At 35.6% G+C, this 20,656-nt stretch carries 19 protein-coding genes and 1 other annotated feature; all 19 genes read left to right on the top strand.

Annotated elements, in window-relative coordinates; translation table 11 throughout:
- A complete protein-coding gene (locus L987_RS00595) occupies positions 1-2,463 on the top strand; it encodes an ATP-dependent Clp protease ATP-binding subunit (protein WP_011303851.1) in 2,463 nt (820 codons plus the stop codon).
- Between the two features lie 348 nt (positions 2,464-2,811).
- Complete coding sequence (gene radA, locus L987_RS00590; RefSeq protein WP_037539109.1) at positions 2,812-4,182, top strand: DNA repair protein RadA; 1,371 nt, start codon at positions 2,812-2,814, stop codon at positions 4,180-4,182.
- Between the two features lie 61 nt (positions 4,183-4,243).
- Positions 4,244-5,302: a PIN/TRAM domain-containing protein gene (locus L987_RS00585; protein ID WP_047502391.1), complete on the top strand. Its 1,059-nt coding sequence runs from the start codon at positions 4,244-4,246 to the stop codon at positions 5,300-5,302.
- A 416-nt stretch (positions 5,303-5,718) separates the two neighbouring features.
- Positions 5,719-7,173, top strand: coding sequence for a glutamate--tRNA ligase (gene gltX / locus L987_RS00580; protein ID WP_047502387.1), 1,455 nt, complete (start codon positions 5,719-5,721; stop codon positions 7,171-7,173).
- Positions 7,174-7,519: 346 nt separating this feature from the next.
- The gene (cysE, locus tag L987_RS00575) at positions 7,520-8,161 is read left to right on the top strand and encodes a serine O-acetyltransferase (protein WP_047502426.1); all 642 of its coding nucleotides are present in this window, start codon (positions 7,520-7,522) and stop codon (positions 8,159-8,161) included.
- Positions 8,145-9,545: a cysteine--tRNA ligase gene (gene cysS / locus L987_RS00570; protein WP_002484173.1), complete on the top strand. Its 1,401-nt coding sequence runs from the start codon at positions 8,145-8,147 to the stop codon at positions 9,543-9,545. Before cysE ends, cysS begins: the two co-directional genes overlap by 17 nt.
- 1 nt (position 9,546) lies before the next feature.
- Positions 9,547-9,933 (top strand): Mini-ribonuclease 3, encoded by a 387-nt coding sequence (locus tag L987_RS00565; protein ID WP_011303846.1) that lies wholly within the window; start codon positions 9,547-9,549, stop codon positions 9,931-9,933.
- A gap of 7 nt (positions 9,934-9,940) precedes the next feature.
- Entirely contained in the window at positions 9,941-10,690 is a 750-nt protein-coding gene (gene rlmB, locus L987_RS00560; RefSeq protein WP_002484171.1) for a 23S rRNA (guanosine(2251)-2'-O)-methyltransferase RlmB, read from the top strand.
- The gene (locus L987_RS00555; RefSeq protein ID WP_011303845.1) at positions 10,687-11,208 is read left to right on the top strand and encodes an NYN domain-containing protein; all 522 of its coding nucleotides are present in this window, start codon (positions 10,687-10,689) and stop codon (positions 11,206-11,208) included. The genes rlmB and L987_RS00555 overlap by 4 nt, the downstream gene beginning before the upstream one ends.
- Positions 11,209-11,282: 74 nt before the next feature.
- On the top strand, positions 11,283-11,858 hold the full coding sequence (locus L987_RS00550; RefSeq protein WP_047502384.1) for an RNA polymerase sigma factor: 576 nt from the start codon (positions 11,283-11,285) through the stop codon (positions 11,856-11,858).
- A gap of 130 nt (positions 11,859-11,988) precedes the next feature.
- Positions 11,989-12,132: a 50S ribosomal protein L33 gene (rpmG, locus tag L987_RS00545; protein WP_011303843.1), complete on the top strand. Its 144-nt coding sequence runs from the start codon at positions 11,989-11,991 to the stop codon at positions 12,130-12,132.
- Between the two features lie 128 nt (positions 12,133-12,260).
- On the top strand, positions 12,261-12,440 hold the full coding sequence (gene secE, locus L987_RS00540) for a preprotein translocase subunit SecE (protein ID WP_002484168.1): 180 nt from the start codon (positions 12,261-12,263) through the stop codon (positions 12,438-12,440).
- 14 nt (positions 12,441-12,454) lie between these two features.
- Entirely contained in the window at positions 12,455-13,003 is a 549-nt protein-coding gene (gene nusG, locus L987_RS00535) for a transcription termination/antitermination protein NusG (protein ID WP_047502366.1), read from the top strand.
- A gap of 455 nt (positions 13,004-13,458) precedes the next feature.
- Positions 13,459-13,881, top strand: a complete 423-nt coding sequence (gene rplK, locus L987_RS00530; protein WP_002484165.1) for a 50S ribosomal protein L11 — start codon at positions 13,459-13,461, stop codon at positions 13,879-13,881.
- Between the two features lie 231 nt (positions 13,882-14,112).
- Positions 14,113-14,808: a 50S ribosomal protein L1 gene (rplA, locus tag L987_RS00525; protein ID WP_002484164.1), complete on the top strand. Its 696-nt coding sequence runs from the start codon at positions 14,113-14,115 to the stop codon at positions 14,806-14,808.
- Positions 14,809-14,890: 82 nt separating this feature from the next.
- Positions 14,891-15,038, top strand: a sequence feature (ribosomal protein L10 leader region).
- Between the two features lie 78 nt (positions 15,039-15,116).
- Complete coding sequence (gene rplJ / locus L987_RS00520; RefSeq protein ID WP_002484163.1) at positions 15,117-15,626, top strand: 50S ribosomal protein L10; 510 nt, start codon at positions 15,117-15,119, stop codon at positions 15,624-15,626.
- 41 nt (positions 15,627-15,667) lie between these two features.
- On the top strand, positions 15,668-16,036 hold the full coding sequence (rplL, locus tag L987_RS00515; protein ID WP_002484162.1) for a 50S ribosomal protein L7/L12: 369 nt from the start codon (positions 15,668-15,670) through the stop codon (positions 16,034-16,036).
- A gap of 225 nt (positions 16,037-16,261) precedes the next feature.
- A complete protein-coding gene (locus tag L987_RS00510; protein WP_011303840.1) occupies positions 16,262-16,870 on the top strand; it encodes a class I SAM-dependent methyltransferase in 609 nt (202 codons plus the stop codon).
- 198 nt (positions 16,871-17,068) lie between these two features.
- Positions 17,069-20,620, top strand: coding sequence for a DNA-directed RNA polymerase subunit beta (rpoB, locus tag L987_RS00505; protein WP_047502362.1), 3,552 nt, complete (start codon positions 17,069-17,071; stop codon positions 20,618-20,620).
- Positions 20,621-20,656 lie beyond the last annotated feature (36 nt).

Raw genomic sequence — 20,656 nt, 5'->3', positions numbered from 1 at the left:
ATGCTATTTGGAAGACTTACAGAAAGAGCACAACGTGTATTAGCACATGCTCAAGAAGAAGCAATTCGTTTAAACCATTCAAATATAGGAACAGAACATCTACTTTTAGGTTTAATGAAAGAACCTGAAGGTATTGCTGCCAAAGTTTTAGAAACTTTTGAGATTACTGAAGAAAAAGTTGTTGAAGAAGTAGAAAAATTAATTGGCCATGGTCAAGAACAAATGGGTGCATTGCACTACACACCTCGTGCGAAAAAAGTTATAGAATTATCAATGGATGAAGCAAGAAAATTACATCATAACTTTGTTGGAACAGAGCATATTTTGCTTGGTCTAATCAGAGAAAATGAAGGTGTCGCAGCACGCGTATTTGCAAACTTAGATTTAAATATAACAAAAGCACGTGCACAAGTTGTTAAAGCGTTAGGTAGCCCTGAAATGAGCAACAAAAATGCACAAGCAAACAAATCAAATAACACACCAACATTGGATAGTCTTGCACGTGACTTAACTGTTATCGCTAAAGACGGTACGTTAGATCCAGTGATTGGCAGAGATAAAGAAATAACAAGAGTCATTGAAGTGTTAAGTCGTCGTACTAAGAACAACCCTGTATTAATTGGTGAACCGGGTGTTGGTAAAACAGCAATTGCGGAAGGTTTAGCACAAGCAATTGTTAATAATGAAGTACCTGAAACATTAAAAGGAAAACGTGTAATGTCATTAGATATGGGAACAGTAGTGGCTGGAACGAAATATCGTGGTGAATTTGAAGAACGTTTGAAAAAAGTTATGGAAGAAATACACCAAGCAGGTAATGTGATATTATTCATTGATGAATTACACACACTAGTTGGTGCTGGTGGCGCAGAAGGTGCGATTGATGCTTCAAATATTCTTAAACCAGCCTTAGCACGTGGCGAGCTACAATGTATCGGTGCGACAACATTGGATGAATATCGTAAAAATATTGAAAAAGATGCAGCACTTGAACGTCGTTTCCAACCTGTTCAAGTAGATGAACCTACAGTAGAAGACACTATTGAAATCTTAAAAGGTTTACGTGATCGCTATGAAGCACATCACCGTATCAATATTTCTGATGAAGCATTGGTATCAGCTGCTAAATTGAGTCATCGCTATGTTTCAGACCGTTTCTTACCAGATAAAGCGATTGATTTAATTGATGAAGCTAGTTCAAAAGTAAGACTGAAAAGTCATACAACACCACCAAACTTAAAAGAAATTGAACAACAAATTGAACAAGTCAAAAATGAAAAAGATGCTGCAGTACATGCTCAAGAATTCGAAAATGCGGCAAATCTTCGTGATAAACAAACTAAATTAGAAAAACAATATGAAGAAGCTAATACGAATTGGAAGAATACTCAAAACGGTGATAACACATCATTATCTGAAGAAGATATCGGTGAAGTCATCGCTGGTTGGACAGGTATTCCATTGACTAAGATTAATGAAACAGAATCAGATCGTCTGCTTAACTTAGAAGATACACTACACAATAGAGTGATTGGACAAAAAGACGCAGTGACATCCATTAGTAAAGCAGTGAGACGTGCAAGAGCTGGATTGAAAGATCCTAAACGTCCAATCGGTAGCTTTATTTTCTTAGGACCTACGGGTGTAGGTAAGACTGAGCTAGCGCGTGCGTTAGCGGAGTCTATGTTCGGTGAAGACGATGCTATGATCCGCGTTGACATGAGTGAGTTCATGGAAAAACATGCTGTCAGCCGTTTAGTTGGTGCTCCTCCAGGCTATGTAGGACATGACGATGGTGGACAATTAACTGAAAAAGTAAGACGTAAACCTTATTCTGTTATTTTATTTGATGAAATCGAAAAAGCACATCCAGATGTATTTAACATCTTGCTACAAGTGTTAGACGATGGTCATCTAACAGATACCAAAGGTCGTCGTGTTGACTTCCGTAATACGGTAATTATTATGACATCAAATGTTGGCGCGCAAGAATTACAAGATCAACGTTTTGCTGGTTTTGGTGGCGCTACAGAAGGTCAAGATTATGAATCAATTCGCAAGACAATGATGAAAGAATTGAAAAATGCTTTCCGTCCAGAGTTCTTAAACCGTGTTGATGATATCATTGTATTCCACAAACTTTCTAAAGATGAGTTGAAACAAATTGTGACAATGATGGTTAACAAACTTACTAATCGACTTTCTGAACAAGATATTAATATATCGGTTACAGAAGCGGCTAAAGAGAAAATTGCCGAAGAAGGTTACGATCCAGAGTATGGCGCAAGACCACTTATTCGCGCTATTCAAAAAACAGTTGAAGATAACTTGAGTGAATTGATTTTAGACGGTAACCAAATTGAAGGTAAAGAAGTTAAAATTGATCACGATGGTAAAGAATTCAAATATGATATTACGGAAAGACAAGATTCAGCTAAAGATAAAGAAACATCTGAATCATAATATCAATAAAGTTAATGTTAGGACCTAGGACATCATCGCATGTCCTAGGTTCTTTTTCTGTATAAAGGGTTAAATTATCAAATTATCATTGGAAACTAACTTATAACATGATGCATTCATACTATTATTTGTAAATTCAAGCTATAATATGATTGGTACTTAAACGTTAGACGTGGTATTTTATAAAAATAGCTTATATCAATATGAGAAACGTTGAAATGATACATAATTTTAATTTAAGAAATATATATATTAATTGAGAGAATTATTATTGCTGAGAATAAAATTTGTTTTTAAATAGTCAGAGGTTTAAAATAGATTTGTTCAATGAAAGGTGGAGGTGCTGTTTTGGCTAAAAAGAAAGTGATTTTTGAATGTATGGCATGTGGTTATCAGTCACCGAAATGGATGGGGAAATGCCCAAACTGTGGTGGTTGGAATCAAATGGAAGAAATTGTCGAACAAAAGGCAGCCAGTCCAAAACATGGCGTACGCAGTCGAGACAATGTATCTAAAGTACAAAAATTAAATGAAATTAAACATGAAACAACACCTAGGGTTAAAACAAATTCAAACGAATTTAACCGCGTACTAGGTGGAGGTATTGTTAATGGTTCACTTGTCTTAATTGGTGGTGATCCTGGTATTGGGAAATCGACATTACTATTACAAATTTGTGCATCATTATCCCAATCTAAAAACGTATTATATATCACTGGTGAAGAATCATTGAGTCAAACGAAATTAAGAGCGGAAAGATTAGATGAAGATTCTAGTGAATTAAATGTATTTGCCGAAACAGATTTAGAAGTAATCCATGAAACGGTTAAACAAATTAAACCAGATTTACTTGTTGTGGATTCTATACAAACAATATTCCACCCTGAAATCAGCTCGGCACCAGGCTCGGTGTCACAAGTTAGAGAAAGTACGCAGAGCTTAATGAATATAGCTAAACAGATGAATATTGCGACGTTTATTGTCGGACATGTAACAAAAGAAGGTCAAATCGCTGGGCCGCGTTTACTTGAACATATGGTGGACACAGTGCTTTACTTCGAAGGTGATGAACACCACGCATATCGTATTTTAAGAGCTGTGAAAAACCGTTTTGGTTCTACAAATGAAATGGGTATCTTTGAGATGAAGCAAACAGGTTTGAAAGGCGTTAAAAACCCTTCGGAAATGTTTCTTGAAGAACGTTCAGCCAATGTACCAGGTTCCACGATTGTTTCTACCATGGAAGGTACGAGACCTTTATTGATTGAAGTACAAGCATTAGTGACACCGACAACTTTTAATAATCCGAGACGTATGGCAACGGGCATAGATCATAATCGATTGAGTTTGCTCATGGCCGTATTAGAAAAGAAAGAAAATTATCTCCTTCAGCAGCAAGATGCTTATATCAAAGTTGCGGGTGGTGTGAGACTTACTGAGCCAGCAGTAGATTTAGGTATCATTATTGCGACGGCTTCAAGCTTTAAAGATTTAACGGTGGACGGCTTGGACTGTTTCATCGGTGAGGTAGGTCTTACTGGAGAAGTCAGACGTGTTTCTCGAATAGAACAACGTGTCCAAGAAGCTGAAAAATTAGGGTTCAAACGTGTGATTATCCCTGAGTCCAATATTGGGGGATGGCAATTTCCTGAAGGTATAAAAGTAATTGGGGTTAAAAGTGTTCATGAAGCTTTAAAATACGCATTAACAAAACATTAAAAATAATTATGCTTTAATAATATAAGGTTGAATAATTGTCGGAAGAAAGGAGCGTTAACTTGTGAACATGATAAGACTTATTGTTATCTTGTGCTATATCATTTTAGGTGCAAGTATAGGTGTATACCTTTTGCCAGAAATCTTTGATGATATAGGGCTAGGTAATATATCATTATTAACTAATACGTATTTTAATGGACTACTAGGTATTATAATTTTCTTTTTAATATTTGGTTGGTTTATTAAAAAAGCAACACTTGCTTTAAAAGAATTAGAACGTACAATTATGCGTCAAAGCGCAGTAGAAATTTTATTTGCTACAATTGGACTAATGATAGGCTTACTGATTTCAGTTATGATATCTTTTATATTCCAAATTATCGGCAACAACATCATCAATCATTTTGTACCAATCATTATTACAATTATTTTAGGTTATTTCGGCTTCCAATTTGGTTTGCGAAAACGTGACGAAATGTTGCTATTTTTACCAGAAAATATGGCGCGTTCTATGTCTATCAATGCACGAAACGCAGTGCCAAAGATTATAGATACAAGTGCAATTATAGATGGCCGAATTTTAGACATTATTGAATGTGGATTTATTGATGGTGAAATATTAATTCCTCAAGGTGTAATCAACGAACTTCAAGTCGTTGCGGACGCCAATGATAGTGTGAAACGTGAGAAAGGTCAACGTGGTTTAGATATATTAAACTCTTTATATGATACAAATCATCCGACTAGAATTATTCATCCGACGAAAACGCATAGCGATATTGATGCAAAGTTAATTAAATTAGCGCAACATTATAGAGCGCACATTATAACGACAGATTTTAATTTAAATAAAGTATGTCATGTGCAAGGAATCCAAGCACTTAATGTGAATGATTTATCTGAAGCAATCAAGCCCTCTGTACATCAAGGTGACCGATTCAGTCTATTACTTACAAAAATGGGTAAAGAGTCTGGGCAAGCAGTTGGTTATTTAGACGATGGAACGATGGTTGTTGTGGATAACGCTAAAAAACACATTGGCGAACATATCGATTTAGAAGTGATTAGCTTATTACAAACTTCATCGGGTAGAATTATTTTTGCGAAAAAATTAAATTAAAACGTAGGGTTTCATGTGAAACTGTAGCAAATGTTGTTACAGTTTCGTGTGGAGCCTTTTTTATATTTAAAAATATAGACAAAGTCATGGTTAATTTAAGCACAGCAATATCATATTAGCGGTTAAAGTGCTACAATAGATAGCGAAATTGTATTTCTAAAAAGGAATGTCACATAATTAATTATTGTGTGATGCTTGGAGCAGACTTTGGTAAGAGATACTTTAAAAAATAATAAGCTATGGTATGATTAATAAGCGATAAATAATAAACTTATTAATGGTTGAGCGGTATTTTTTTATAAATGATAAGTAGATAAAAGATATGCGTTCGGCTTATTTATTGCGTTTGTGAAACGCATTTTACATTAATAACGTATGTTGAAAATAATTAATATGATAAAACGGGAGTGAACATAATGAGTGATCGTGTAAGAGTGAGATACGCACCAAGTCCAACTGGATATTTGCATATCGGTAATGCAAGAACTGCATTATTTAACTATTTATTTGCTAAACATTATGATGGTGATTTTGTAATTCGTATTGAAGATACGGATAGTAAGCGTAATTTAGTTGATGGAGAATCATCGCAATTTGATAACTTAAAATGGTTAGGTATCGAATGGGATGAATCTGTTGATAAAGATAAAGGTTATGGACCGTATCGTCAGTCTGAACGTGCAGAAATTTATAATCCGCTGATTCAACAATTATTGGATGAAGACAAAGCTTACAAATGTTATATGACTGAAGACGAATTAGAAGAAGAGCGTCAACAGCAAATTGAACGTGGTGAAATGCCGCGTTATGGTGGTAAACATGCACATTTAACTGAAGAAGAACGTCAACAATTTGAAGCGGAAGGTCGCAAACCTTCAATTCGTTTCCGTGTACCTAAAGATACGACATATTCATTTGATGATATGGTTAAAGGTGAAATTTCATTTGATTCAAATAACATGGGTGACTGGGTCATTGTTAAAAAAGATGGTATCCCAACGTATAACTTTGCGGTAGCTATCGATGACCATTACATGGAAATTTCAGATGTTATTCGTGGTGATGACCATATTTCAAACACACCAAAACAATTAATGATTTATGAAACATTTGGTTGGGAAGCACCAAGATTTGCACATATGTCACTTATCGTAAACGAAGAACGTAAAAAATTAAGTAAACGTGACGGTCAAATCCTACAGTTTATCGAGCAATATCGTGATTTAGGATATTTACCTGAAGCATTATTTAACTTTATTACATTGTTAGGTTGGTCACCAGAAGGCGAAGATGAAATTTATTCTAAAGAAGACTTTATTAAAATCTTTGATGAAAAACGCCTATCTAAATCGCCAGCATTTTTCGATAAACAGAAACTTGCATGGGTTAATAATCAATATATGAAACAAAAAGATACTGAAACAGTATTTGAATTAGCTTTACCTCACTTAATTAAAGGTGAATTGTTACCGGAAAATCCAAGTGAAGCGGACCTAGATTGGGGACGTAAACTTGTTTCACTTTATCAAAAAGAAATGAGCTATGCTGGAGAAATTGTACCGTTATCGGAATTATTCTTCCGTGATGAACAAACATTAGGTGACGATGAGCAAGAAGTTATTGCAGGTGAGCAAGTACCAGAATTGATGAACCATTTATATAGTAAATTAGAAGCACTTGAACCATTTGAAGCTGCTGAAATTAAAAAAACGATTAAAGAAGTTCAAAAAGAAACGGGTATCAAAGGTAAACAATTATTTATGCCTATCCGTGTTGCTGTTACTGGTCAAATGCATGGCCCAGAATTACCAAATACAATTGAAGTATTAGGTAAAGATAAAGTATTATCACGTTTGAAAAAATATGTATAAATAAGCGTTGAATATTGTAAAGGTTGTGTTAAATAGATAACACTTGAAAAATTACAATAAACAACCTATGATTAACATTGAAATCAACAAAGGATTAGTATGTGATGGACGGTGTCAAGAGAGTGTGCGGTAGCTGTGAGCACATCACTTAAATTACAGAATGCACCTTTGTGCAAATAAAGTGAATAACTTAAATGAGAATTATAAGGAATAGACTTGATATCAATCAGTACAAAGTTTGATTTAGGCAATTGCTTATATAAAATGAGAGTGGAACCGTGCAAAAGCACCTCTAACAATAAAGTTAGGGGTGCTTTTTTATAAGGAGGTAGCAACCTTGTTTAAGATGTTGAAAAGAATAAAAGACGATGTAAATATGGTGTTTGAACAAGATCCTGCAGCACGTACAACTTTAGAAGTTGTTACTTCATATGCAGGCGTGCACGCGGTCTGGAGTCATTTGATTGCACATGAACTATATAAAAAGAAAAAATATGTCTTAGCGAGATTAATTTCACAAATTACACGCTTTTTTACAGGTATTGAAATTCACCCAGGCGCCCAAATCGGTAGACGTTTATTCATTGATCATGGTATGGGCGTAGTGATTGGAGAAACTTGTCGAATTGGAGATAATGTAACGATTTATCAAGGCGTTACATTAGGCGGTACGGGTAAAGAAAAAGGAAAACGCCATCCAGATATAGGGGATAATGTACTTATTGCTGCGGGAGCAAAAGTACTTGGTAATATTACAATTAATTCAAATGTGAATATCGGTGCGAACTCAGTCGTACTTAATAGTGTACCTAGTTATTCAACTGTAGTTGGTATTCCAGGACACATTGTAAAACAAGACGGCAGACGTATTGGCAAAACATTTGATCACCGTAATTTACCTGACCCAATCTACGAGCAATTAAAAGAACTTGAAAAACAACTTGAGAAAACAAGAAATGGAGAGATACAAGATGATTACATTATATAATACATTAACGCGTCAAAAAGAGACGTTTGAACCAATTGAACCTGGTAAAGTTAAAATGTATGTTTGTGGACCAACTGTATATAATTATATTCATATCGGAAATGCACGACCAGCTATCAATTACGATGTAGTAAGAAGATATTTTGAATATCAAGGCTATGAAGTCGTATTTGTTTCAAATTTTACAGATGTAGATGACAAATTAATTAAACGCTCAAAAGAATTGGACGAATCAGTTGAAACGATTGCTGATCGCTACATTGATGCATTCTACGAAGATGTAGGTGCGTTAAATGTAAAAAAAGCAACGTCTAATCCACGTGTTATGAATCATATGGATGACATCATTAACTTTATAAAAGACCTCGTTGATGAAGGCTATGCCTATGAAAGTGGCGGCGATGTTTATTTTAGAACACGAAAATTCCAAGATTATGGTAAATTAAGCCATCAATCTTTAAATGATTTAAAAGTAGGCGCACGTATTGAACAGGGTGAACAGAAGGAAGATGCATTAGATTTTACGTTATGGAAGCAAGCTAAACCAGGTGAAATCAGTTGGGAAAGCCCATTTGGTGAAGGTAGACCTGGCTGGCATATTGAATGTTCAGTAATGGCTTATCATGAATTGGGTGCCACAATTGATATTCATGCGGGTGGTACAGATTTACAGTTCCCACACCATGAAAATGAAATTGCGCAATCAGAGGCACATAACCACGCGCCGTTTGCGAACTATTGGATGCATAATGGTTTCATCAATATAGATAATGAAAAAATGAGTAAATCATTAGGCAACTTTGTTTTAGTACACGACATCATCAAACAAATTGATCCAGATGTATTACGCTTTTTCATGATTAGTGTACATTATAGAAGTCCTATTAATTATAATATGGAACTTGTCGAAGCGGCTAAAAGCGGTTTGGAACGTGTACGTAACAGCTATCAAGCGATTGAAGAACGTGAAGCAATTGCTACAGATATTGAAGCGCAAAGTGATTATATTGCTGAAATAGATAAAATTTTAGAGCAATTTGAAACCGTTATGAATGATGATTTTAATACAGCGAATGCTATTACTGCTTGGTATGATTTGGCTAAATTAGCAAATAAATACGTGCTAGAAAACACAACGTCTACGAAAGTACTTGGACGTTTTAAAGAAGTTTATCAAATCTTTAGTGATGTACTAGGAGTGCCTTTGAAAGGCAAAGATAGTGATGAACTACTAGATGAAGAAGTCGAAGCGCTGATTGAAGAAAGAAACAATGCAAGAAAAGATAAAGATTTCGCTCGAGCAGATGAAATACGTGATCAACTAAAAGAACAAAATATTATATTAGAAGACACGCCTCAAGGTGTGAGATTTAAACGTGGCTAATATGAATAATAAATTATTAAATCCGTTGACACTTGCTTACATGGGTGACGCTGTCTTAGATCAACACGTGAGAGCATATATCGTTTTAAAATTAAAAGCAAAGCCTAATCGTTTACATCAAGAAGCTAAACGCTACGTTTCAGCTAAGAGTCAAGCGCTGACGCTAGAGTCATTAATGGAAAATGAATGGTTTTCAGAAGAAGAATTAGATATCGTGCGTCGAGGTAGAAACGCTAAAAGTTATACCAAAGCAAAAAATACAGATATTCAAACATATAGAAAAAGTTCTGGGTTAGAGGCAATCATTGGTTATTTATATTTAGAAAAAGAAGATGCACGTTTAGCGGCACTATTAGAACAAATTGTACAAATCGTAGACGAAAGGTAGTGATACTATGGAAGAGATCGTAATTGTTGGTCGACATGCAGTAAAAGAAGCTATTGTCTCAGGACATACTATTAATAAAATTCTGATTCAAGATACTATCAAAAAAGGCCAAATCAACGAAATTTTAAAATTAGCGAATAGTAATAAAATTATAGTTCAATCTGTACCGAAATCTAAAATAGATGGATTGTCAGATTCACCTCACCAGGGTGTTGCTGCTTACATTGCTCCATATGAATATGCGGACTTTGATGCATTTGTTGCGCAACAAAAAGCACAAGATAAATTATCGACAGTATTAATTTTAGATGGTTTAGAAGACCCACATAACCTAGGATCAATCTTAAGAACCGCAGATGCTTCAGGTGTTGATGGTGTCATAATTCCTAAGAGACGTTCAGTTGCTTTAACACAAACGGTTGCCAAAGCATCGACGGGCGCTATTCAGCATATACCAGTAATGAGGGTGACTAATTTGGCTAACACGATTGAAACGCTAAAGGATAACGGCTATTGGATTGTTGGTACTGAAGCTGAAAATTCAACGGACTATAGAGAAATGGATGCTGGCATGCCACTAGGTATTGTCATAGGTAGTGAAGGTCAAGGTATGAGCCGTTTAGTTAAAGAAAAATGCGATTTCTATATCAATATTCCAATGGTAGGTCATGTTAACAGTCTAAATGCATCAGTAGCAGCAAGTTTAATGATGTATGAAGTTTTCCGCAAACGTAATTATATCGGAGATAAAGCATGAAAGATCGTTATTTAATCATTGATGGATATAATATGATTGGACAATCGCAGGAATTAAGTCGTATTGCACAAGATAACCTTGAAGAAGCACGTGAACAATTGCTCATTGCTATAGCGAACTATAACGCAGTCATTGCGGATGAAGTTGTCTGCGTATTCGATGCTTATGAACAATCCGGAGCGCCTACAGAATATATGTATCATGGTGTTAAAACGATTTTTACAAAAGAAAAAGAAACTGCAGATAGCTACATTGAACGTTATGTATATGACTTATATGACAAACATACAAGACATATTACAGTGGTTACGAGCGATATGAGTGAGCAACATGCTATTTTTGGTGCAGGTGCATATCGTGTGTCTTCAAGAGAAATGTGGAGAGATTTAAGAGAAAATGAAATTTCTGTATCGAAAAAGCTAGATGGATTTAATGAACAGAAACCCAGAACGCGTATCGAACTTTCAAATGAAATTCTTGAAGAATTTGAAAAATTAAGACGCGGCGACAATCATTAATTATTATAGCGGAGTTTGATTTTTTCAGTCCAACTGCTGTAATCTTTCTTTACTTCAAGGAAAGGATAACAGTAATGACAAGAAATAACCGCATTCCAACTAACACTTTAATTAATGGAGAAAAGAGAACCAAACCAATCGATGTGCCTGAAATTTTTAAAGTCTTAAGCCCAATGATTCGTAGACGTTTATATCATTTTGCTATACATCCAAACGACCAAGAAGATTTGTGTCAAGATGTGCTCGTAAGATTATACTGTGCATTTAAAAAATTTGATTTCACTGATGACACACCTATTGAGCATTATGTAAATCGTGTGATTAAAAATGTAAAAAATGATTATATCCGTAAAAAATGCTATGGCAACCAACGACAAGAAATGCTGGTCAATGAATTTATAGTCAATTATCAAAATAGTAAAACAGAACACCCACTTGATAAACATATATTAGCTTTAGAGATAGGAAGTCAATTACAACAGGGATTAATGAAACTGACGGTCTTAGAAAAAAGTATCGTAATCTGTTTACTAAATGACTTTAAGCCGAAAGAAATTGCTGAAACACTAAATATACAAATCAAAGTGGTTTACAATGCGATACATCGTTGTAAAATGAAATTAAGACGCTATTTAGAAAATGAGAAATAGTGCGTGTTTTATTTAATTGTAACGGTCTGAATATATAGCATATCACGTACAAAGACGCTATTGCCGATTGACAATTGACTTAGAAATTATGTATAGTAGATTGGTATTATAATGAGTAAGGGGAAGACGAATGAAAAAAGTACCATTGAATTGTGAAGTGTGTGGTAATCGAAATTATAACGTTCCCAAACAGAGTAATCTTGCATCTAGACTGGAATTGAAGAAATATTGTCCGAGATGTAATGCACATACGTTGCATAAAGAATCGAAATAACAAACGACATATTAAATTTACAATTGAGTGAATATGCCCTTCCATTTAAGTTGAGAGTATTGTATTTGCTTGATTTGTTGCATGGAATAAGCAAATAAGGAATAACGAAATATACGGAGGTCTTATAAATGGCTAAAAAAGAGAATTTCTTCCAAGGCGTAAAGTCAGAAATGGAAAAGACAAGTTGGCCAACGAAAGAAGAATTATTTAAATACACAGTCATTGTTGTAGCTACAGTAGTATTTTTCTTAGTATTCTTCTATGCCTTAGACTTAGGAATTGGTAGAATTATAGAGTTAATTAAATAGATAGGAGTGACGACATGTCTGAAGAAGTTGGCGCAAAGCGTTGGTATGCTGTGCATACTTATTCTGGTTATGAGAATAAAGTGAAAAAGAATTTAGAAAAACGTGTTGAATCTATGAATATGACTGAACAAATATTCAGAGTTGTTATACCAGAAGAAGAAGAAACACAAGTTAAAGATGGCAAAGCCAAAACATTAACTAAAAAAACATTCCCAGGATACGTGCTAGTCGAGTTAGTAATGACTGACGAATCATGGTATATCGTAAGAAATACACCTGGTGTAACAGGATTTGTTGGTTCAGCTGGTGCTGGATCAAAGCCAAATCCATTACTTCCTGAAGAAGCACGCTTCATCCTTAAACAAATGGGCATGAAAGAAAAAACAATCGATGTTCAAATTGACTTAGGTGAACAAGTAAGAATTAAATCAGGCCCATTTGCAAATCAAGTTGGTGAAGTTCAAGAAATTGAAGTGGATAAATTCAAACTTACTGTTCTTGTAGACATGTTTGGTAGAGAAACACCAGTAGAAGTAGAATTTGATCAAGTTGAAAAACTGTAAGGCATATCAGGACGTTGATACTGATAGAGGTCATACGCAACTTGCAAAAGTTAGAAGTATGATTTTATATACATTAAGTACAGCTGATTACTGAAATAAATTAGAAGAAAAAGATGAGTTTGGCCTCACGTATTAACAGAAGCTAAAAGCTATAGCATTTTTGGTCTTTGCTAATAGTTAAGGAGGCAGTTGTTGGCTAGATTAAAAAGCCTTTAAAATTAGGGCTCATTAACACTAGTCATCTTGCTCATGTGGGATACGGGCATTATTGTAGTGATATTAGATTTATATTCCGTTCCCAAAATTTTACAAATTACCATTGCTTTATGTAATGGGTTAATGTTATAATACTGTGGTCGCGCTCATAGAGCGTTCATTTCGTCACGAAATGTAGAAGAGTGGGAGGACAAAACTGAGTCCTGTGACCACATCACGATATCAAGGAGGTGCACATCGTGGCTAAAAAAGTAGAAAAAGTTGTTAAATTACAAATTCCTGCAGGTAAAGCAAATCCAGCACCACCAGTTGGTCCAGCATTAGGTCAAGCAGGTGTGAATATTATGGGATTCTGTAAGGAATTCAACGCACGTACACAAGAAGACGCAGGTTTAATTATTCCGGTAGAAATCAGTGTTTATGAAGACCGTTCATTTACATTTATTACAAAAACTCCACCGGCGCCAGTACTACTTAAAAAAGCAGCAGGCGTTGAAAAAGGTTCAGGCGAACCTAACAAAACAAAAGTTGCTACAGTAACTAAAGATCAAGTACGTGAAATTGCAAACCAAAAAATGCAAGATTTAAATGCTGCAGACGAAGAAGCAGCTATGCGTATTATCGAAGGTACTGCTCGTAGTATGGGTATCACAGTTCAATAATATAAATTAGTAATGAAAACATAGATTGACGATAGAAGCAGATGACAGAAATGACAAACATGATGACAGCGTTCAATATTGTCGTAATATGAGGAGAAATGTCATTTATTAAGGAATGTTAATTCCTAAGATAAAATACAATTTTGACCTCACTGTTATCTGCTCTTAACTTGTGAAAGCAAGTAAATGTGGGAGGAAATTCCGCTAAAACCACTAAAGGAGGAACATGAAATGGCTAAAAAAAGCAAAAGATATCAAGAAGCAGCTAGCAAAATCGATCGCTTAAAACATTATAATGTTGAAGAAGCTGTTGAACTAGCTAAAGAAACAAACATCGCTAACTTTGATGCATCAGTTGAAGTAGCATTCCGTTTAGGTATTGATACTCGTAAAAATGATCAACAAATCCGTGGAGCAGTAGTGCTTCCAAACGGTACTGGTAAATCACAACGTGTATTAGTGTTCGCAAAAGGAGACAAAGCAGCAGAAGCTGAAGCAGCAGGTGCTGATTTCGTTGGCGAAGGCGAATATGTAGAAAAAATCCAACAAGGTTGGTTTGACTTTGACGTAGTAGTAGCTACACCAGACATGATGGGCGAAGTTGGTAAACTTGGTCGCGTATTAGGACCTAAAGGTTTAATGCCTAACCCTAAAACTGGAACAGTAACTATGGACGTTAAAAAAGCTGTTGAAGAAATCAAAGCTGGTAAAGTAGAATACCGTGCTGAGAAATCAGGTATTGTTCATGCATCAATTGGTAAAACATCATTTGATACTGACAAACTTGTTGAAAACTTCAAAACTTTACAAGACGTATTAACTAAAGCAAAACCTGCTTCAGCTAAAGGTACGTACTTCAAATCTGTTGCTGTAACTACAACAATGGGTCCTGGAGTTAAAGTTGATACTTCAAGCTTCAAACTATAATCTATAAATAAATGAAAAAGGCTGAAAGGTTTACTTTCAGTCTTTAAAAAATATTGACATTGTACATTAATTTAGTTATATTGGTTAATGTATTATTTTACCTAAGACAGTAGGAGTTAGTAATAACTTAAAATTTGATCCTACCGAGGCTAAAATTGACTTGAACGTGAAGATTTTAGATCTTTCAAGCACTTTTTGCCGTGGGTAGAAAGTGTTTTTTTTATTGGGTAATCTGAGGAACTGACGAACGTCAATCCACAGAACTTCAAAATTAAAAGCACCAAACTAAAATCTATGGAGGTGTCTAAATGTCTGCAATCATCGATGCAAAAAAACAAGAAGTTGATATTATTGCTGAACAACTTAAAAACTCAGTATCTACAGTTATCGTTGACTATCGTGGTCTAAGCGTTGCTGAAGTAACTGAATTACGTTCACAATTACGTGAAGCTGGTGTTGAATACAAAGTATTGAAAAACACTATGGTTCGTCGTGCAGCTCAACAAGCTGGTATTGACGGTTTAGATGAATTCTTAGTAGGTCCTACTGCAGTTGCTACTTCAACAGAAGATGTTGTTGCTCCAGCAAAAGTTATCGCAGGATTTGCAAAAGAACATCAAGCATTAGAAATTAAAACAGGTGTTATGGAAGGCAATGTTATTTCTGCTGAAGAAGTTAACACTGTTGGTACATTACCATCACACGACGGTCTTGTTTCTATGCTTTTATCAGTATTACAAGCTCCAGTACGCAACTTCGCTTATGCAGTTAAAGCTGTTGGAGAAGACAAAGAATCAAAAGAAGAAAGCGCTGAATAATTGCGCATAAACTAATTAAAATTAATGGAGGAATATTAAAAATGGCTAATCAAGAACAAATCATTGAAGCAATTAAAGAAATGTCAGTTTTAGAATTAAACGACTTAGTAAAAGCAATTGAAGAAGAATTTGGTGTAACTGCAGCAGCTCCAGTAGCAGCAGCAGGCGCAGCAGCAGGCGGAGACGCTGAAGCTGAAAAAACTGATTTCGATGTTGAATTAACTTCAGCTGGATCATCTAAAATTAAAGTCGTTAAAGCTGTTAAAGAAGCTACTGGCTTAGGATTAAAAGATGCTAAAGAATTAGTTGACGGAGCTCCTAAAGTAATCAAAGAAGCTTTACCTAAAGAAGAAGCTGAAAAACTTAAAGAAGCATTAGAAGAAGTTGGCGCTACAGTAGAATTAAAATAATTCTAGCTTGCTAACAATTCATAATTATATATTGAGGCTTATCTGCGTTGCTTAATGCAGCAACTACTTCGGTACGTTGGGATTAAGTGCGCTATAGATAGGCTGATATCTTTGAGAAGTGAAAACCCCGTTATCCATATAACGGGGTTTTATCTTATTTGATCAATATCCAATCAAACGGGTATAGTATTAATCTAAGAAGAATTAGATTAAAGAGGTGTAGTCATGAATCATTACTATGATGAAAATCCTGAAGTAGAAAGTGATGAGTTGCTTTTTACGTACTCCTACGATAACCATGATTTAGAACTAATAACAGATTCAGGTGTATTTTCTAAAGGGAAAATAGACTTCGGCTCTGATTTATTAGTGACAACATTTTTGAAAGCATATCCTCCTGGTCCCACGAAGAAAATTATAGACGTTGGTTGTGGCTATGGCCCTATCGGTTTAATGATTGCAAAAGTTTCCCCACATCACGAAGTGACAATGGTTGATATTAACCAAAGAGCACTATCATTATCAAGAAAAAATAAAAAAAGAAACCGTATAGACAATGCTGAGATTATTGAAAGTAATGGTTTATCACAAGTAGAAGATAACACTTATGATTTTGTACTGACTAATCCGCCGATTAGAGCAGGAAAGCAAGTCGTTCACAGTATTTTAGAAGATGCTTTTAATAAATTGAAACAAGGTGGCGCCTTGTATGTAGTAATTCAGAAAAAACAAGGTATGCCGTCAGCAAAGAAAAAAATGCAAGAAACATTCGATAACGTGGAAGTATTAGAAAAGAGCAAAGGCTACTACATTTTAAGAAGTGTAAAAGGTTGATTAAATAGTTGTATTCTGATATAGTAATAGAATGTAAAAAATTATGTTCAATAAGTGTGTACTTTTACGTATAAATTAACAATGTATATAAGGTGAAATAGAAAATGGTGTCATGAGTATGCTACCGTTTTCTTTTTGTCTAATTATATTGGGTGATTTAGTAAAAGTAAACACGCAATTTTTGAGGGGTGAATCTGTTTGGCAGGTCAATTTGTCCAATATGGAAGACATCGTAAACGTAGAAACTATGCGAGAATTTCAGAGGTATTAGAATTACCGAATTTAATTGAGATTCAAACTAAGTCTTACGATTGGTTCTTAGAAGAAGGTTTATTAGAAATGTTTAGAGACATTTCTCCGATTGAAGATTTCACAGGCAATCTATCTTTAGAGTTTGTAGATTACAGACTTGGAGAACCGAAATATGATTTAGAAGAATCTAAAAACCGTGATACAACGTATTCTGCACCTCTACGTGTTAAAGTGCGTTTGATTATCAAGGAAACTGGCGAAGTAAAAGAACAAGAAGTGTTTATGGGTGATTTCCCATTAATGACAGATACAGGTACATTCGTAATTAACGGTGCTGAACGTGTTATCGTTTCACAATTAGTTCGTTCACCATCCGTATACTTCAATGAAAAACTAGATAAAAATGGTCGTACCAACTTCGATGCTACAATTATTCCAAACCGTGGTGCTTGGTTAGAATATGAAACAGATGCAAAAGATGTTGTTTACGTACGTATTGATAGAACTAGAAAATTACCATTAACAGTATTATTACGTGCTTTAGGTTTCTCTACAGATCAAGAAATCGTTGATCTTTTAGGTGACAATGAGTATTTACGTAATACTTTAGAAAAAGATGGTACAGAAACAACAGATCAAGCGCTATTAGAAATCTATGAGCGTTTACGCCCTGGTGAACCACCTACAGTAGAAAATGCTAAGAGTCTTTTATATTCTCGTTTCTTCGATCCGAAACGTTATGACTTAGCAAGCGTAGGTCGTTACAAAGCAAACAAAAAACTTCATTTAAAACACCGCTTGTTTAATCAAAAATTAGCAGAACCTATTGTTAATACTGAAACAGGTGAAATTGTTGCTGAAGAAGGTACTGTGCTTGATCGTCGTAATCTCGATGAAATCATGGATGTACTGGAAGCAAATGCTAACAGTGAAGTCTTTGAGTTAGAAGGTACAGTGATTGATGAACCTGTTGAAATTCAATCTATTAAAGTTTATGTTCCTAACGATGAAGAAGGACGTACAACGACAGTGATTGGTAATGCATTCCCTGATTCAGAAGTGAAATGTATTACACCAGCAGATATTATTGCATCAATGTCTTACTTCTTTAACTTATTAAGTGGTATTGGCTTCACAGATGATATTGACCACCTTGGTAACCGTCGTCTACGTTCAGTAGGTGAATTGTTACAAAACCAATTCCGTATTGGTTTATCAAGAATGGAACGTGTTGTACGTGAAAGAATGTCTATCCAAGACACTGATTCTGTAACGCCACAACAATTAATCAATATTCGTCCAGTGATTGCATCTATCAAAGAATTCTTTGGTAGTTCACAATTATCACAATTCATGGACCAAGCGAATCCGTTAGCTGAGTTAACGCATAAACGTCGTTTATCAGCTCTAGGACCTGGTGGTTTAACGCGTGAACGTGCTCAAATGGAAGTACGTGACGTTCACTATTCTCACTATGGCCGTATGTGTCCAATTGAAACGCCAGAGGGTCCAAACATCGGACTTATTAACTCGTTATCTAGTTATGCGCGTGTAAATGAATTCGGCTTTATTGAAACACCTTACCGTAAAGTGGATCTTGAAACGAATTCAATCACGGATCAAATTGACTATTTAACAGCTGATGAAGAAGATAGCTATGTTGTAGCACAAGCAAACTCAACATTAGACGAGAATGGCCGTTTCACAGCAGACGAAGTTGTTTGTCGTTTCCGTGGTAATAATACAGTTATGGCCAAAGAAAAAATGGATTATATGGATGTCTCACCTAAACAAGTTGTTTCTGCAGCGACAGCATGTATTCCTTTCTTAGAAAACGATGACTCTAACCGTGCATTGATGGGTGCGAACATGCAACGTCAAGCAGTGCCATTGATGAATCCAGAATCACCATTTGTAGGTACAGGTATGGAGCACGTGGCAGCACGTGACTCTGGTGCAGCAATTGTTGCAAAACGTAAAGGTCGCGTTGAGCACGTTGAATCTAATGAAATTCTTGTTCGTCAACTTATCGAAGAAGACGGTCAAGAATACGAAGGCGAATTAGATCGCTATCCATTAGCTAAATTCAAACGTTCAAATACGGGTACTTGTTATAACCAAAGACCTATCGTTGCTTCTGGTGACGTAGTAACTAAAGGTGAAATTTTAGCCGATGGTCCTTCAATGGAACTTGGTGAAATGGCATTAGGTAGAAACGTAGTTGTTGGTTTCATGACTTGGGACGGTTACAACTATGAGGATGCTGTTATTATGAGTGAACGCCTAGTTAAAGATGACGTATATACGTCTATTCATATTGAAGAGTATGAATCAGAAGCGCGTGATACGAAACTAGGACCTGAAGAAATCACTCGCGATATTCCTAACGTTTCTGACAGTGCACTTAAAAACTTAGATGACCGTGGTATTGTATACGTCGGCGCTGAAGTTAATGATGGTGACATTTTAGTAGGTAAAGTAACGCCTAAAGGTGTAACAGAATTAACTGCAGAAGAACGTTTACTACACGCTATCTTTGGTGAAAAAGCACGTGAAGTTCGCGATACATCATTACGCGTACCTCATGGTGCAGGTGGTATTGTTCTAGATGTTAAAGTCTTTAACCGTGAAGAAGGAGACGATACATTATCTCCAGGTGTTAACCAATTAGTGCGTGTTTATATCGTTCAAAAACGTAAAATTCACGTAGGAGATAAAATGTGTGGTCGTCATGGTAACAAAGGTGTTATTTCTAAACTTGTTCCTGAAGAAGATATGCCATATCTTCCAGACGGCACACCAATCGATATCATGTTGAACCCACTTGGTGTTCCTTCACGTATGAATATCGGACAAGTATTAGAGCTACACTTAGGTATGGCTGCTAAAAACTTAGGTATTCACGTTGCATCACCAGTATTTGATGGTGCAAGTGATGAAGACGTTTGGTCAACAATTGAAGAAGCTGGTATGGCTCGTGATGGTAAGACAGTATTATACGATGGACGTACGGGTGAACCATTCGATAACAGAATTTCAGTCGGCGTTATGTACATGCTGAAACTTGCACACATGGTTGATGACAAACTACACGCACGTTCAACTGGACCATATTCACTTGTAACGCAACAACCACTTGGTGGTAAAGCACAATTTGGTGGGCAACGTTTCGGTGAAATGGAGGTATGGGCACTTGAAGCTTACGGTGCTGCATATACACTTCAAGAAATTTTAACTTACAAATCCGATGATACAGTAGGTCGTGTGAAAACATATGAATCTATTGTTAAAGGTGAAAATATTACTAAACCAGGTGTTCCTGAATCATTCCGAGTATTGATGAAAGAATTACAAAGTTTAGGACTAGATGTTAAAATCATGGACGAGCATGACAATGAAATTGACATGCAAGATAATGAAGAAGAAGATGTCGTTGAACGTAAAGTGGATCTTCAACAAAAAGATGCTCCACAATCACAAAAAGAAGTTACAGACTAATTGCATTTAAGTTTATAAATGAATATGCCGTGAAGA

This window comes from Staphylococcus sp. ZWU0021 (assembly GCF_000798895.1).
Taxonomy (GTDB): domain Bacteria; phylum Bacillota; class Bacilli; order Staphylococcales; family Staphylococcaceae; genus Staphylococcus; species Staphylococcus saprophyticus.
The sequence above is the reverse complement of the archived record's forward strand: the minus strand, read 5'-3'. Positions and strand labels throughout refer to the sequence as shown.